13 protein-coding genes are annotated in these 15035 nt (G+C 58.3%); 10 read left to right on the top strand and 3 right to left on the bottom strand.

Annotated features, from left to right (window positions below; genetic code table 11):
• Positions 1-4: 4 nt before the first annotated feature.
• From hutG to hutC, 3 genes are all read right to left on the bottom strand, one after another.
• Positions 5-826, bottom strand: coding sequence for an N-formylglutamate deformylase (hutG, locus tag IP582_RS15150; RefSeq protein ID WP_193793690.1), 822 nt, complete (start codon positions 824-826; stop codon positions 5-7).
• Positions 823-2085: an imidazolonepropionase gene (gene hutI, locus IP582_RS15145; protein ID WP_193793689.1), complete on the bottom strand. Its 1263-nt coding sequence runs from the start codon at positions 2083-2085 to the stop codon at positions 823-825. The genes hutG and hutI overlap by 4 nt, the downstream gene beginning before the upstream one ends.
• 162 nt (positions 2086-2247) lie before the next feature.
• On the bottom strand, positions 2248-3039 hold the full coding sequence (gene hutC, locus IP582_RS15140) for a histidine utilization repressor (RefSeq protein WP_193793688.1): 792 nt from the start codon (positions 3037-3039) through the stop codon (positions 2248-2250).
• 237 nt (positions 3040-3276) lie between these two features.
• Here hutC and IP582_RS15135 point away from each other — a divergent pair, with 237 nt between their 5' ends.
• The 10 genes from IP582_RS15135 (at position 3277) to IP582_RS15090 (ending at position 15009) form a co-directional block, all read left to right on the top strand.
• Entirely contained in the window at positions 3277-4650 is a 1374-nt protein-coding gene (locus tag IP582_RS15135) for a formimidoylglutamate deiminase (RefSeq protein ID WP_193793687.1), read from the top strand.
• Entirely contained in the window at positions 4647-5234 is a 588-nt protein-coding gene (locus tag IP582_RS15130; RefSeq protein ID WP_193793686.1) for a HutD family protein, read from the top strand. Before IP582_RS15135 ends, IP582_RS15130 begins: the two co-directional genes overlap by 4 nt.
• A 228-nt stretch (positions 5235-5462) precedes the next feature.
• On the top strand, positions 5463-6446 hold the full coding sequence (locus tag IP582_RS15125) for an ABC transporter substrate-binding protein (RefSeq protein WP_041851642.1): 984 nt from the start codon (positions 5463-5465) through the stop codon (positions 6444-6446).
• An 11-nt stretch (positions 6447-6457) separates the two neighbouring features.
• Positions 6458-7339 carry an ABC transporter permease gene (locus IP582_RS15120; protein ID WP_041851641.1) on the top strand — a complete coding sequence of 294 codons (882 nt, stop codon included), beginning with the start codon at positions 6458-6460 and terminating at the stop codon, positions 7337-7339.
• On the top strand, positions 7339-8124 hold the full coding sequence (locus IP582_RS15115) for an ABC transporter ATP-binding protein (protein ID WP_041851640.1): 786 nt from the start codon (positions 7339-7341) through the stop codon (positions 8122-8124). The genes IP582_RS15120 and IP582_RS15115 overlap by 1 nt, the downstream gene beginning before the upstream one ends.
• 115 nt (positions 8125-8239) lie before the next feature.
• The gene (gene hutH / locus IP582_RS15110; RefSeq protein WP_193793685.1) at positions 8240-9790 is read left to right on the top strand and encodes a histidine ammonia-lyase; all 1551 of its coding nucleotides are present in this window, start codon (positions 8240-8242) and stop codon (positions 9788-9790) included.
• 42 nt (positions 9791-9832) lie between these two features.
• Complete coding sequence (hutU, locus tag IP582_RS15105; protein WP_193793684.1) at positions 9833-11515, top strand: urocanate hydratase; 1683 nt, start codon at positions 9833-9835, stop codon at positions 11513-11515.
• Between the two features lie 56 nt (positions 11516-11571).
• Positions 11572-12738, top strand: a complete 1167-nt coding sequence (gene hisC, locus IP582_RS15100; protein ID WP_193793683.1) for a histidinol-phosphate transaminase — start codon at positions 11572-11574, stop codon at positions 12736-12738.
• On the top strand, positions 12735-13883 hold the full coding sequence (locus tag IP582_RS15095) for an alpha-hydroxy acid oxidase (protein ID WP_193793682.1): 1149 nt from the start codon (positions 12735-12737) through the stop codon (positions 13881-13883). The genes hisC and IP582_RS15095 overlap by 4 nt, the downstream gene beginning before the upstream one ends.
• Before the next feature lie 40 nt (positions 13884-13923).
• The gene (locus tag IP582_RS15090; protein ID WP_193793681.1) at positions 13924-15009 is read left to right on the top strand and encodes an iron-containing alcohol dehydrogenase family protein; all 1086 of its coding nucleotides are present in this window, start codon (positions 13924-13926) and stop codon (positions 15007-15009) included.
• Positions 15010-15035: the final 26 nt, after the last annotated feature.

Raw genomic sequence — 15035 nt, 5'->3', positions numbered from 1 at the left:
TACTTTATGCAGCGCTATACCACTTGTCACCCCATGCCACCATCCCTTCCAGCATCTGTTTTAACAGCGTCTGCAATTGAGGGGCGCGGGTCTCAGACCAGGCATAAGGTGGCGTTTCATCCATATAATTCACCTGCGCTAATTCAAGCTGCACGGCGTGGATATCGGCAGCGGGCTGCCCGTAAGCACGGGTGATGTAGCCCCCTTTGAAACGCCCGTTAAGCACGTGGCTGAACTGCGACTGTTGCTGGCAAATCCCCGTCAGCACACCACTCAATTCGGGCGAGCAACTGGCGCCATTATTGGTGCCGAGATTTAAATCGGGTAACTGCCCGTCAAACAACCGCGGGATGACCGACGCAATGGAGTGGGCATCAAACAACAGCGCATAGCCAAACTGCTGCTTAATCCGTGCGAGTTCGGCCTGGAGACGCTCATGATATGGCTGCCAGATTTGCGCCAGATAATCCTGGCGTCGGGCATCGGTCGGGGCCATTCCGGGCTTAAAGGTGTCGCGACCATCAAACAGGGTATCGGGATAGAGGCCCGTCGTTGCCGTGGTATAGAGCGGTTTGTCATCAGACGGTCGGTTCAGGTCGATAACAAAGCGGGAATAATTGCCGACCAAAATACTGGCCCCGAGGGCGCGGGCAAAGTCATACAGGCGGGGGATATGCCAGTCCGTATCGCCCAGCGGCTGTGCCGCCTCGCTGAGACCTTCGGCGACCTCCGGCGTCAGGCGTGTTCCGGCGTGGGGAATACTGATCAGCAGCGGCGATGTGCCCGCCGTGAAATCATAGGGTGCGGTGATAGCTGAAAGACTCATAGGTCATGTTTTCCTCGTACATTTCCGCGATAGACCACCGTGCAGGGCAGCTCACCGCCCAGCCAGTAGACCAGTTCAGCCGGTCGCGAGAGCGGCCAGTGGATAAAATCGGCGACTTTGCCTGGCGCCAGCGTGCCGTGAGAATCCTGTAAACCGAGCGCGCGGGCGCCGTGACAGGTGATCCCGGCAAGCGCCTCTTCCGGCGTCAGACCAAACAGCGTGCAGCCCATACTCAGCATCAGGCGCAGTGAGAGCACAGGGGAGGTGCCGGGGTTGGCATCGCTGGCCAGCGCCATCGGCACCCGGTGCTGGCGGAATAAGGCCACCGGCGGCTGCTGCTTTTCGCGCAATAAATAGAACGCGCCGGGTAACAACACGGCGACGGTCCCGCTGGCCGCCATGGCGATGGCATCTTCTTCGGTGGCATATTCCAGGTGATCGGCCGACAGGGCGCCATGGCGGGCCGCGAGTGCGCTGCCGTGCAGTGAGGAGAGTTGCTCTGCATGCAATTTCACCGGCAGGCCCAGGGCTTTTGCGGTGGTGAATACCTTCTCAACCTGGGCCGGGGAGAACGCCAGATGTTCGCAAAATGCATCGACCGCATCGGCCAGCTTTTCCCGGGCGACAATCGGTAGAAGGGTGTCACAGACAAGGCTGATATAGGCATCAGCCCGGTCTTTGTATTCGGGTGGGAGCGCATGGGCGGCAAGGCAGGTCGATACAATGTCAACCGGCAAGCGGGTCGCTAATGCCCGAATCACCCGCAGCATTTTCAATTCGCTGTCGATGGACAGCCCATAGCCCGATTTTATCTCAACGCTGGTAACGCCTTCTGCTAACAGCGGGCGCAGGCGGAATAACGCCGATTCGATCAGCTCCTCTTCTGTCGCCTGACGGGTGGCGTTAACCGTGGAGATGATCCCACCACCGGCGGCGGCAATCTGCGCATAACTCACCCCGTTCAGCCGTTGCTCGAACTCACCGCTGCGGTTACCGCCAAAGACCAGATGGGTATGGCAATCGACAAAACCAGGCGTAATGATCCCACCTGCAAAATCATGCTGTTCGGCGTCGGGGAAGGGAGGACAATCGGCGGCCGGGCCGAGCCAGACAATTTTTCCGTCAGAGACAGCAATCGCACCGTTTTCTATCTGGCTGTAGTGTCCGTTTTGCATCGTGACCAGCGTGGCGCCACGCCAGACGCTATCGCAACGGGCGGGTGGCGTGGCGGAAAACGACAAAGATTCGGCTAACGACATGACAAACTCCGGGTTGGATTTATCTTGTATAGACAATTAAAGTCAACCTAACGCATAACCGGAAACGCGGCAAGGCGAGCAGAAAGAGTTTTTTCTTATTGCTGGTGAGCTTACATATCAGGAGACACAGCGGCCAGAAAAGCCGCTATGGGTAAAGCGGGGTTAGCCGTGGCTGGTGAAGCGGCCAAATAGCTGATAGCGCGAACCGGGGTAAACCAGACGGGCGGAGGTGACGATGCGGCTACCGCTCCAGGTACGGCGGTGGATCAGCAGACAGGGTTCGTGCTCCTCCAGTTGCAGCAATTCACGCTGCTCGTCGCTGGCGCTTACCGCTTCGACCCGATGTTCACCGGCGGTGAGCGGCGATATTTCCATCAGATAGGTGTAGGGCATCTGCTTATTGAATACCTGACGCAGATAATCCGGCGCGGCGGCAGGGTTAACGTAGCGGTCTTCGATTTGTACGGGGACATTGTTTTCGTAATGGACGATCTGCGAATAAAACAGCGTGTCGCCGGGCGCGATACCCAATTGCATGGCCTGATCGGCATCGGCCTCGCGGGCCTCACACACCAGAATTCTGCTGTCGTGGCGATGGCCGCGCTGGGCGATTTCATCGGCAATATTGTGCACTTCGAGCATCGGCGTGTAGGCCTTCGCTTCGGCAACGAAGGTGCCGACACCCTGCATGCGGATAAGAAAACCTTCGCTGGTCAGTTCACGCAGCGCACGGTTAATGGTCATCCGGCTCACGCCAATTCCGTTGACCAGTTCACTTTCCGACGGAATACGCTGATGGGGCTTCCAGGCACCGGAGCGAATCTGGCCGATGATAGCCTGCTTCACGCGCTGATAAATCGGGGCAGGTGTATCACTCATGGCAGCGGCAAGCTCAGACAATGCCTGCCGGGTCACGCCGTGTTGTGCGACACCGTTCGGTGAAGGCTCCGACATTTTCTTACCTCTCAAAAAATCCACAGGTATCAGGAACGTTTCCTCAACGTCCGGCCATGTCCACCGCGCAGGGGATAAGCGCACGTTGATGAAAAAACGAAAATAGTAAAAAAAACACGCTGCAAGTTTACAGCCAATTCAGGCATATGTATATGTATAGACAAATTGGTCAAAGGTTTGGCAGTGGTCTGCGCAACGGTGCTCAGACATTGCTTTCCCCCGCTCAGGAACAGTGTTATGCCTGCATATTTTGCTCCACGTGTCTTGCTCGCTACAGGTTGGGCGCACAATGTCCGACTGGAGGTTAATGATGTCGGCATGCTGACCGCCATCACGCCTGATGCTACTCCCGATGGCAGTATCCCGCTTTCCGGCCCGGTGGTGCCGGGCATGCCAAACCTGCACTCCCATGCCTTTCAGCGCGTGATGGCCGGGCTTGCGGAAGTGGCGGGCGACCCGCAGGACAGCTTCTGGACCTGGCGGGATCTGATGTACCGCATGGTACAGCGCCTGACCCCGGAGCAGGTCGGCGTGATTGCCCGCCAGCTCTATATCGAAATGCTCAAAGGCGGCTACACCCAGGTGGCCGAATTCCACTATCTGCACAATGACATCAGCGGCAAACCCTATGCCGATCGTGGTGAGATGACCGCACACCTGAGCGCCGCCGCCGGGGATGTGGGCATTGGCCTGACGTTATTGCCGGTGCTTTACAGCTATGCCGGGTTTGGCGGCCAACCCGCTCAGGCCGGGCAAAAACGCTTTATTCAGGATGTCGACAGCTATCTGGAGCAGCAGGCGATCATTGGGCGACAGATCAACGGAAAACCGCTGCAAAACCAGGGGTTGTGCTTTCACTCCCTGCGTGCGGTCACGCCTGAACAAATGGAGCAGGTTTTACGCGCCAGTGACCCGACGCTCCCGGTTCATATTCATATCGCCGAACAGCAAAAAGAGGTCAACGACTGCCTGAACTGGAGCGGTCAGCGCCCGATCGGTTGGCTGTATGATCATCTGGACGTGGATGCCCGCTGGTGCCTGATCCACGCGACCCATGCGGATGCCACCGAAGTGACAAAAATGGCCCACAGCGGTGCGGTGGCCGGACTGTGCCCAACCACCGAAGCGAACCTTGGCGACGGTATTTTCCCCGGCGTGGACTACCTGGCGCAGGAAGGGCGCTGGGGCATCGGCTCGGACAGCCATGTCTCGCTCAACGTGGTGGAAGAGTTGCGCTGGCTGGAATATGGCCAGCGCCTGCGCGACCAGCGGCGTAACCGGCTGGTCGCTGCGGGGCAAACGCGGGTAGGGGATGTGCTTTACACGCAGGCGTTGTCCGGTGGTGCGCAGGCCTGCGGTGTCCCGCTGGGGCAACTTTCGGTCGGTTATCGCGCCGACTGGCTGGTGCTTGACCATCAGGACCCTTACCTGGCCGCGGCAAGCGACAACGAGCTACTTAACCGCTGGTTGTTTGCCGGTCATGCCGGGCAAATTCGCGATGTTTATGTTGGCGGCGTGGCGCGGGTTATTGACGGGGTTCATCCTCAGCAGCGGGCCGCCGCGGCTGATTTTCTGCACCTTTTGCAACAGCTTTCTCAGGAGAACGCATGAACAACTGGCATCCGTTTTCCCAGGCGGCGTTGCCGGTAAGTCGCTGGCGCAATGGCGGAGGGGAAACCCGCGAGATCATCAGTTGGCCGCAGGGTACGGCGGAATTTGACTGGCGCGCCAGCATTGCCACTATCGCCGCCGATGGCCCGTTTTCCGCCTTCCCGGGTATTGATCGCTCGATAACTTTACTGAGCGGAGAGGGGGTACATCTGTCCGATGGCGTGCAGCTTAACCACCGTCTGAGCACGGTCGGCGCACCGTTTGCTTTCAGTGGCGACCTCTCACTCAGCGCGCATCTGTTGGGCGGTATGACGATGGATTTTAATCTGATGACCCGCCGCCATGTCTGCGCCCCTCGTGTGGTCGTCCTGCGTGAAAGCGGGACAGTCACCGCAGAGAAAGGCGGTGTGCTCTACGCCATTGAGGGTGAGTGGCAACTGCCGGACGGGACCCGTTTTGGCAAGGGCGAGGGTTTCTGGTGGTCGACGAGCGACAGCCAGGCGCAGGCGCAGTGGGTTATTTCGTCGTGTGCGCAAACCCATCCCGGGCAGGGTCTGCTCTTGTGGGCTGCGGTCACGGACTAACCCGGAGCAAAGTGCACTGAAATAGCGCGCCGGGTGCACTACTTTGATTCGTCAGGCCCACGGTCAGTGGGCGAAAGCAACGATACGGGCGCTCTTCCGGACTGGCACAAAGCTTGCTTTATCTTTCTCGGCTTAATTGTATAGACAAGAATATACAGTAGCGTCATTCGCCGGTGGCACATTGCTGCGCAGGCATTCCCGAGACAGGTAATTTGGCAGGAGTGGCAGATGAGCAACATGATTTCCAGGACTGTACTAAAGCGTTCGTTATCTCTGTTAGGGCTGGCAGTCGCGTTAGGCGGTGCGGCTAATACAGCACTGGCGGCGGATACGCCGGTGGCGATTGGGATTTCCGGCTGGACCGGCTTTGCGCCGCTGACCCTTGCCGATAAAGCGGGCATTTTCAAAAAGAATGGTCTTGATGTCACCCTGAAAATGGTCCCGCAGCAATCCCGTCATCTGGCGATTGCCTCCGGTTCGCTGCAATGCGCCGGGACTACGGTTGAAACCTATCTCACCTGGAATGCCAGCGGCGTGCCTGTTAAGCAAATTGTCCAACTGGATAAATCCTACGGTGCGGATGGGATTGCGGTACGCAGCGGTATCAATAGCGTGGCGGACCTGAAAGGCAAAACGATCAGCGTCGATGCGCCCGGTACGTCATCATATTTCCTGCTGGCGTGGATCCTCGATAAAAACGGCATGACGATGAAAGATGTCAAGCTCGCGACCTTAGGGCCGGATGCCGCCGCGCATGCATTTATTGCCGGGCAGAACGACGCTGCCGTGACCTACGAACCGTATCTCTCCAACATCCGCCAGAGCCCGGATAAGGGCAAAATCCTGACCACCACGCTCGACTACCCGATGGTGATGGATACCCTTGGCTGCACGCCGTCCTGGCTGGATAAAAACCCGAAAGCGGCCCAGGCCCTGGTAAACAGTTATTTCGAAGCGCTGGACATGATCAAAGCCGACCCGGATAAAGCCAATGAAATCATGGGCGCGGCGGTGAAAGAGACCGGCAAACAGTTTGCCGAAGAGTCCAGCTATCTGCGCTGGCAGGATCGCGATGCCAACAAAAAATTCTTTAGCGGCGAAATCGTAAGCTTCACCAATGAGGCGGCACGGCTGCTCACGGAGATGAAAATTCTGCGTAAAACGCCGGATATCAATACGTTGTACGACGCGAAGTACGTTACTCAGCCATGAAGGACCACGATATGAACAGTCCTGTCAGTCAGGCCGCGGACTACGCCAGCAAGACCACGACAGACTTACGCGAGCCGGCTCCCCTGCCGGCAAGCAAAAAGGTCTGGCATAACCCGATGATGGTGCCATTACGCCCCGTTGCGCCCCGTCATCGCTGGTTTCTGGGCTTCTGCTTCTTTGTGCTGTTTTTCGCCTTGTGGGCGCTGGTGACCTTTACCGGCCTGGTGGCGCCGACCTTCCTCGCAAGCCCGGCCAGTATGGTGCAGGAAGGGGTATTACTGTTTACCGATTTCGATTTCACCACCGATATCGGCATGACGGTAATGCGCGTACTGGGTGGGTTTGTCCTGGCCTGCGTTATCGCCGTGCCGCTGGGCATCTGGATGGGCTCGTACAAGCTTATCGAAGCCTTCTTCGAACCCTTTGTCTCGTTTTGCCGCTATCTGCCAGCCTCCGCGTTTGTGCCTCTTTTGATCCTGTGGGCCGGTATTGGTGAAATGCAGAAGATCCTGGTGATTTTTATTGGCTCTTTCTTCCAGATAACCCTGATGGTCGCTGTCGCCGTAGGCGCCGCGCGTCGCGATCTGGTCGAAGCGGCCTACACGCTGGGGGCGACCAATAAAAGCGTGGTGCGTCGGGTAATTATTCCCGGTGCGGCACCAGAAATCGCCGAACTTTTGCGTCTGGTGCTCGGCTGGGCCTGGACCTACGTCATCGTGGCGGAGCTTATCGGTTCATCCAGCGGGATAGGCCACATGATTGTCAACAGCCAGGCGTTACTCAACACCGGGCAGATGATCTTCGGCATTATCGTCATTGGCTGTATCGGCTTGCTCTCCGACCTGTTGTTTAAAGCGGTCAATCGCCGCCTGTTTGTATGGAGCTCTCTGTAATGAACTATCCGAAGCTGAGCGTTCGCCAGGTAGAGCGTGTTTTCACTGGCCCGAAAGGTGAAAAAACCCAGGCACTGTTGCCGGTGGATTATCAGGTTAATGAGAACGATTTTATTACCATTCTCGGCCCTTCCGGCTGCGGCAAATCGACGCTGCTGCGTATTGTCGCCGGGCTGGATCAGCCTACACGCGGTGAAGTCTGGCTGGATGGGGAACTGGTCGATGGCCCCGGTGCGGATCGCGGCATGGTATTCCAGAGCTATACGCTGTTCCCCTGGCTGACCGTTGAGCAAAATATCCGCTTCGGCTTACAGGAGCGAGGCGTGAGTAAAGCGGCGCAAAAGGAGCGCAGCGACTACTTTATTAATAAGGTCGGTTTGCGCGGCTTTGAGCATCACTTCCCACGGCAACTGTCAGGTGGTATGCAGCAACGTACGGCTATTGCCCGTGCGCTGGCGAATGACCCGAAAGTTTTGCTGATGGATGAACCCTTCGGCGCGCTCGATAACCAGACGCGCGTGATGATGCAGGAGTTACTGCTGTCAATATGGGAGTCATCGCGCAAGACGGTGCTGTTTGTGACGCACGATATTGATGAAGCCATTTTTATGGCCAATAAAGTGGCCATTTTCAGCGCCCGGCCGGGGAGAATCAAAACCGAAGTGGCGGTGAACTTCCCGCACCCGCGTGATTACACCTTAAAGACATCGCCGGAGTTTATGACGCTCAAAGCGCGGATAACGGAAGAGATCCGTACCGAAACGCTGCAAACCCTGGATCATTGATCGCTTTTTTTTGCGTCGTGTTGCCACTTTTTTGTCAGGTTGTGCGTAAGCACCCGGTGGGCCGAGTCCTGACCGGGTATATTTTCAGCTCTACTTGTATATACAGGAATAGATTATGGCTCCTTCATCCACCGGTTTCACCCTTTGCCGCCTGCAGCCTGGTCATGTTGATCTGCCGATGCTGCGCCAGATTTATCAGGGCAATGTTCATCTCGCGCTGGCGGAAGAGGCCCGTGCCGATGTGCTGGCCTCTCAGGAGACGGTCACCCGCATTGTGGCATCGGGGGAAGTGGTGTACGGCATCAATACCGGGTTCGGCAAGCTGGCGCAAACCCGTATTCCGGCCGAGCGCCTGGCGGAATTACAGCGCAATCTGGTGCTGTCGCACAGCGTGGGGACGGGTAAATATCTGGCGGATAACATCGTACGCCTGGTGATGGCAACCAAAATCCTCAGCCTGTCACGCGGCCATTCCGGCATTCGCATTGAAGTCATTGACGCCCTGATAACCCTCTTCAATGCCGGGGTCTATCCCTGCATTCCCGAAAAAGGCTCGGTGGGCGCCTCCGGCGATTTAGCCCCACTGGCGCATCTGTCTCTGATGCTGATTGGCGAAGGCACGGTGACGGTGCAGGGCAACACCCTGTCTGCGGTGGAAGGTCTGGCAAGCGCGGGGATACGCCCGTTCGAACTCGGGCCGAAAGAGGGGCTGGCGCTGCTTAACGGTACCCAAGTGTCGACCTCCCTCGCGCTGTCGGGACTGTTTGAAGCAGAACGTGTCTTTTCCGCCGGGCTGGTGGCTGGTGCACTGTCGCTGGAAGCCATTAAAGGTTCCGTTAAACCGCTGGACCCGCGTATCCATGAAGCCCGCGGACAGCAAGGGCAGATTGCCGTGGCGGCAGCGCTGAGCAAAATTCTTGCCGGGAGCGAGATTGTGACTTCCCATGCGGCCTGTGGCCGCGTACAGGATCCGTACTCCATCCGCTGTGTGCCGCAGGTGATGGGGGCGTGCCTTGATAACTTACATCACGCCGCCCGCATTTTGCGCATTGAAGCCAATGCTGCGTCCGATAATCCACTGGTGTTTGCGGAAAACGGCGACGTAATTTCCGGCGGCAATTTCCACGCCGAACCGGTCGCCTTCGCCGCGGACATTATCGCGCTGGCAGTGGCGGAGATCGGGGCGATATCGGAGCGCCGTATGGCGCTGTTGCTGGATACGGGATTATCCGGTTTGCCGCCGTTCCTGGTGCGCGACGGCGGCGTGAACTCCGGCTTTATGATTGCCCAGGTCACCGCCGCCGCGCTGGCCTCAGAAAACAAATCGCTGGCCCATCCGGGAAGCGTCGATAGCCTGCCTACCTCAGCCAATCAGGAAGACCATGTCTCAATGGCGACCTACGCCGCGCGTCGCCTGGGGGATATGTGTTTTAACACCAGCGTTGTGGTTGGCATTGAAGCCATGGCCGCCGCGCAAGGGGTGGATTTCCATCGTCCGCTGCAAAGCTCAAATACCCTGGAAAAGGAAATGCAGGCGATCCGCCAGAACGTTGCGTTCCTTGAAAAGGACCGCCTGATGTCACCGGACGTCGAGATGATGCGTCTGTGGGCCTCCCGCGAACACTGGCCCGCAGAAATCGAAGCGCTGTTACCAAGCTTCGCCTGATAACGCTGTGCAAAAAATTCAAATTTAGAGAAGGAAATGAACATGAATGCGCCACACAAAAATGCCGAAGCCCGCGTTGTCCGTGCTCCCCAGGGGAGCGAACTGAGCTGCCAGAACTGGCTGATCGAAGCGGCCTACCGCATGATTCAGAACAACCTCGATCCGGATGTCGCCGAGCGCCCGGAAGATCTGGTGGTTTATGGCGGTATCGGCAAAGCGGCCCGCAACTGGCCCGCCTTTGAGGCGATCCTTGAGAGCCTGCGCAAGCTGCGGGAAGACGAAACGCTGCTGGTACAGTCGGGGAAACCGGTCGGTGTTTTTCGTACCCACACCAATGCCCCGCGCGTATTGATTGCCAACTCCAACATCGTTCCCCACTGGGCGCACTGGGAACATTTTCATGAACTGGATAAAGCCGGTCTGATGATGTACGGCCAGATGACCGCCGGTTCATGGATATACATCGGTGCGCAGGGCATTGTGCAGGGCACCTATGAAACCTTCGCTGAAGCGGGCCGCCAGCATTACAACGGCAGTCTGCGCGGTAAGTGGATTTTAACCGCCGGACTGGGCGGTATGGGCGGCGCACAGCCGCTGGCAGGGGTGCTGGCGGGCGCGTGCGTGCTGGCAATTGAGTGCCAGGAATCGCGCATCGATTTCCGTCTGCGTACGCGCTACCTCGACTACAAAACCAACAGCCTCGACGAGGCTCTGGCGATGATTGAAAAAGCCTGCGCCGAGAACAAAGCCATTTCTGTTGGCCTGCTGGGTAACGCCGCCGAACTGATGCCCCAACTGGCGGCGCGGGCGAAAGCAGGCGGTTTGCGCCCGGATATCGTCACCGATCAGACCTCGGCGCACGATCCGCTCAACGGTTATCTGCCGGAGGGGTGGAGCCTGGAAAAATGGCAGCAGGCGCGCCAGTCCGATCCGCAGTCGGTGGTGAAAGCGGCCCGCTCGTCTATGGCGAAACACGTGCAGGCGATGCTCGATTTCCACGCGATGGGGATCCCGACCGTCGATTACGGCAACAATATTCGCCAGGTTGCCAAAGAGGAAGGGGTGACCAATGCCTTTGATTTCCCGGGATTCGTTCCTGCTTATATTCGTCCGCTCTTCTGCGAGGGTAAAGGCCCCTTCCGCTGGGTAGCGCTCTCCGGCGACCCGGAGGATATCTACAAGACCGACGCCAAACTGAAAGAGCTCTTCCCGGATAACGCCAATCTCATTAACTGGCTGGATATGGCGCGCGAGCGCATTGCGTTCCAGGGGCTGCCAGCACGTATCTGCTGGCTTGGCCTGGGGGAACGCCATCTTGCTGGTCTGGCCTTTAACGAAATGGTGCGCAATGGCGAGTTAAAAGCGCCGATTGTCATTGGTCGTGACCATCTGGATACCGGCTCTGTGGCTTCGCCTAACCGTGAAACGGAAGCGATGAAAGACGGTTCCGATGCAGTTTCCGACTGGCCGCTACTCAATGCGCTGCTTAATACCGCCGGGGGCGCGACCTGGGTCAGCCTGCACCACGGCGGCGGTGTGGGGATGGGCTTCTCTCAGCACGCCGGGATGGTCATTGTCTGTGATGGCAGCGAAGAGGCGGATGAGCGGCTGGCGCGCGTGCTGTGGAATGACCCGGCTACCGGTGTTATGCGCCACGCGGACGCGGGCTATGAACAGGCAAAAGCCTGCGCGCAGCGTAACCACCTGAATTTACCCATGATCTGATGATGAATGCCGGACAGGCCGTTCGCGGTTATCCGGCTTTTCCCGAAGGGGGAGTAATGGCTTCAGATGTCGCAGTTTCCGACCCGCTTTTTGCTTTACAACACCAGACGCTCAACAACCTTGCCCGCCCTACGGCACGTAGCCTGGGGCTGTATAACGCCGGGCTGTCGGCAGAGGCGGTACGACAGCAATATGGCGTAACGCATATTGCCAAACTGGCCAGTAATGAAAACCCGTCAGGCGCCAGCCCGCAGGTGGTATCGGCCTTACAGAAGGATGCCGGTTTTAGCGCGGTCTATTCCGATGCCGCCAGCGCCCAATTGCGTGATGCGCTGGCGAACTATACCGGTGTGAGCGCCGATAAGATTGTCACCGGCAATGGTTCAGAAGACATCCTGCATATGCTGGCGCTGGCTTTTCTTAACCCTGGCGACCGCGTTGTCACGCTGATCCCTTCCTTTGGCCTGCACGAGATTTTCCCGCGTATGATGGGGGCAGATGTGACCCTGGTCGGGGTGGATCAACGTCAGCAGTTTGATGTGGTGGCCTGGGAGCAGGCGCTCTCCACGCCCGCGAAAATGGTTATTTTCAGCAATCCGTCAAACCCCGTGGGGTGCATGCTCGACAAAGACGGTTTTGCCCGCGTCATTGCCGCCGCGCCACAGGAGTGTGTGCTGGTCATTGATGAAGCCTATTTCGAATATTGCCAGGCCGACCCGGATTATCCCGACAGTCTGGCGGTGCTGGCGGCGCAGTCGCGCCCGTGGATCGTGCTGCGGACTTTTTCGAAGGCTTATGGCCTGGCGGGGCTGCGCGTGGGCTATGGCTTAGCCAGTCACCCTGAACTGGTCAATCTGCTTAACCGCGTGCGTACGCCCTTTAATATTAACCGCGCGGCGCAGGCGGCAGCGGTGGCGGCGATAGGCGACCAGGCGCATGTGAAAGCGAGCGTTGCTCTGGTGCGCGTGCAGCGGGAGCGCATGGCCGCAGAGCTTACAGGGCTGGGGTTTTACGTGGCGCCCTCTCATGCCAATTTCCTTTTCTTTGACTGTGGACGGCCCAGCGGCGAGATGGCGCAGCAGTTGTTGCGCTATGGCGTCATCATCAAGCCGTGGCGGGAGCCAGGCTATGAGCGCTGGATCCGGGTGTCGATTGGCAATGAAGAGGATAATCAGCAGTTTATCGACGCCCTGAAAGCGATCCTCGCGCAGGGGGCGGCGTGAAACGACCGGCACTGAATATCGAAGAACTGCGCCATCGCGCCAGACGGGCGCTACCGCGTTTTGCTTTTAGTTATCTGGAAGGGGGCGCGGATGACGAGCAAACGTTGCGCGATAACCGCAGTGTCTTTGCCCGCTGGCGTTTTATTCCCCCGGTACTCAACGAGGCGAGCGAACGCGATCTCTCAGTCACCCTTTGTGGGCAGAAACTGGCGGCGCCGCTGCTGATTGCCCCTACCGGTTATAACGGCATGTTACGTTATGGCGCCGATGCGATGCTCGCGCGTGCCGCCAGAGATGCCGGGATTGGCTATATCCAGAGCACCGTCTCGACCGCAGCCATTGAGGATATCGCCGCTGAAAATCTGCCCCAACACTGGTTTCAGCTCTATGTACTTAAAGACCGCACGGTCACCCTGGGGCTACTTGCCCGTGCAAAAGCGGCAGGCTGCACCACGCTGGTGGTCTCCGTTGATGCAGTACATTTCGGCAATCGCGAAAAAGATAAGCGTAATTACCGCCGCCCGATGAAGCTCTCCCTCTCCAGTCTGTTTGATATCGCGTTACATCCGGCCTGGATGTGGCGCACCATCCGGCCTGCGGGGGTACCGGGGTTTGGTAACTTAACGCCCTATGTCCCGGCGGATAAACAGCGGGGCGCCGGGGGCGCCAGTTATTTTGCCGGGCAAATGGATACGCGCCTGACCTGGGAGACGCTGGCGTGGATCCGCAGCCAGTGGTCGGGGCCGCTGCTGGTGAAAGGTATTCTCGCGTCGGATGACGCAACCCGTGCTTTTGCCACAGGCGCCGATGGCATTGTGCTGTCTAACCACGGCGGGCGACAACTGGATGGTTCAGTGAGCGCCATGGAGGTACTACCCGAGATTCGTCGCCGTTGCGGGGCGGAGGCCACAATCCTTATCGACAGCGGTTTTCGCCGTGGTACCGACGTAGTGAAAGCACTGGCGCTGGGGGCAAACGGGGTGTTACTCGGGCGGCCAATGCTCTATGGCGTGGCCGCTGACGGTGAGGCCGGGGCGAAGCAGGCTCTGGCGCTGATTTTGCAGGAAGTTGACCGCACCCTGGCACAGTTGGGATGTACCTCTATTGCCCGGTTAGGGCCACATTTGCTGCGTCCTCAATCCTGACAGAGAAGGGGGCTGGTTTGTTTATCACGGAGAGTCAATTATGCAGGCACTGAATATCATCTTCCCGGCGCAAATTTTACGTGGCGCAGGCGTTATCAACCGCCTTGGCGGGGTGTGCGCCGCGTTGGGCAAACGCGCCCTGGTCATTGGCGGGCATGCCGGGCTGGCGGCGGTGGACACACAGATTCGCCATCAACTGGCGGCCTCTGCGGTCGAACTGGTGGGCCTGGAGTGGTTTGGCGGCGTGTGCAGCGAAGAGAATATCAAGCGCCTGGCCCACCAGGTCGAACTGACAGGGGCGAATCTGGTGATAGGCGTTGGCGGCGGCAAAGCACTTGATACCAGTAAAGCTGTTGCGGTACAGACGCATGTGCCGGTTGTTACCATTCCTACCATCGCAGCGACCTGTGCGGCCGTGACGCCATTGACCATTCGTTATCACGCCAATGGTCATTTTCGCGATCTTTTCCCCTTAGCGCAGGCGCCCGCCGCGGTTATTATTGACAGCGAAATTCTGGCCGCCGCGCCGCTGCGTTGGCTGGCGGCGGGCCTTGGCGACACGCTGGCAAAATGGTACGAATTCCGTGCAATCAGCGTGCGGCATCAGAACCACAGCGGCGTCGCGCAGGCTTCCAGCGCCAACAGTCGTATCTGTTATGACCTTATTAAGGCCCACGGACCTGCCGCCTGCGACGCCGTGCGGGCAGGCAAACCCAACGCCGCGCTGGAACAGGTGCTGGATGCCATATTTATGTTTGCCGGACTGACATCGCTGATGAGCAGCGGTGCGCATGCCGCCGCCGCCCATGCGATTTATGAAGGCTTTACGGTTTGTGATAAAACCCGCGAATTTGGTCATGGGCTCCTGGTGGGCTTTGGCAACCTGTGTCTGCTGGCGCTGGAAAATCGTAGTGATGATGAATTACTTGAGGCGGTACGTCTGGCGCATGCCTGCGCGGTACCGCTGCGCCTGAGTGATATTGCCGCGCTTGATACCGGTGAGCTTGAGCAGATTGTGCAAATGTCATTACATGCCCCGGATATGAAAAACATGCCGGATAACGTTACCGCACAGGCGCTCTACCAGGCGATTGCGCGCGTCGAAGCGATGGCAGAGCAAGTCTGATTCAAGAACCTGTTACGTCATAGCAC

Source organism: Citrobacter sp. BDA59-3 (genome assembly GCF_015167655.1).
GTDB classification, from domain to species: domain Bacteria; phylum Pseudomonadota; class Gammaproteobacteria; order Enterobacterales; family Enterobacteriaceae; genus Phytobacter; species Phytobacter diazotrophicus.
The sequence above is the reverse complement of the archived record's forward strand: the minus strand, read 5'-3'. Positions and strand labels throughout refer to the sequence as shown.

Bases quoted from the DNA above. Each gene is read 5' to 3' on its own strand.
- hutG (WP_193793690.1), bottom strand. From the start codon at position 826: ATGAGTCTTTCAGCTATCACCGCACCCTATGATTTCACGGCGGGCACA.
- hutI (WP_193793689.1), bottom strand. From the start codon at position 2,085: ATGTCGTTAGCCGAATCTTTGTCGTTTTCCGCCACGCCACCCGCCCGT.
- hutC (WP_193793688.1), bottom strand. From the start codon at position 3,039: ATGTCGGAGCCTTCACCGAACGGTGTCGCACAACACGGCGTGACCCGG.
- IP582_RS15135 (WP_193793687.1), top strand. From the start codon at position 3,277: ATGCCTGCATATTTTGCTCCACGTGTCTTGCTCGCTACAGGTTGGGCG.
- IP582_RS15130 (WP_193793686.1), top strand. From the start codon at position 4,647: ATGAACAACTGGCATCCGTTTTCCCAGGCGGCGTTGCCGGTAAGTCGC.
- IP582_RS15125 (WP_041851642.1), top strand. From the start codon at position 5,463: ATGAGCAACATGATTTCCAGGACTGTACTAAAGCGTTCGTTATCTCTG.
- IP582_RS15120 (WP_041851641.1), top strand. From the start codon at position 6,458: ATGAACAGTCCTGTCAGTCAGGCCGCGGACTACGCCAGCAAGACCACG.
- IP582_RS15115 (WP_041851640.1), top strand. From the start codon at position 7,339: ATGAACTATCCGAAGCTGAGCGTTCGCCAGGTAGAGCGTGTTTTCACT.
- hutH (WP_193793685.1), top strand. From the start codon at position 8,240: ATGGCTCCTTCATCCACCGGTTTCACCCTTTGCCGCCTGCAGCCTGGT.
- hutU (WP_193793684.1), top strand. From the start codon at position 9,833: ATGAATGCGCCACACAAAAATGCCGAAGCCCGCGTTGTCCGTGCTCCC.
- hisC (WP_193793683.1), top strand. From the start codon at position 11,572: ATGGCTTCAGATGTCGCAGTTTCCGACCCGCTTTTTGCTTTACAACAC.
- IP582_RS15090 (WP_193793681.1), top strand. From the start codon at position 13,924: ATGCAGGCACTGAATATCATCTTCCCGGCGCAAATTTTACGTGGCGCA.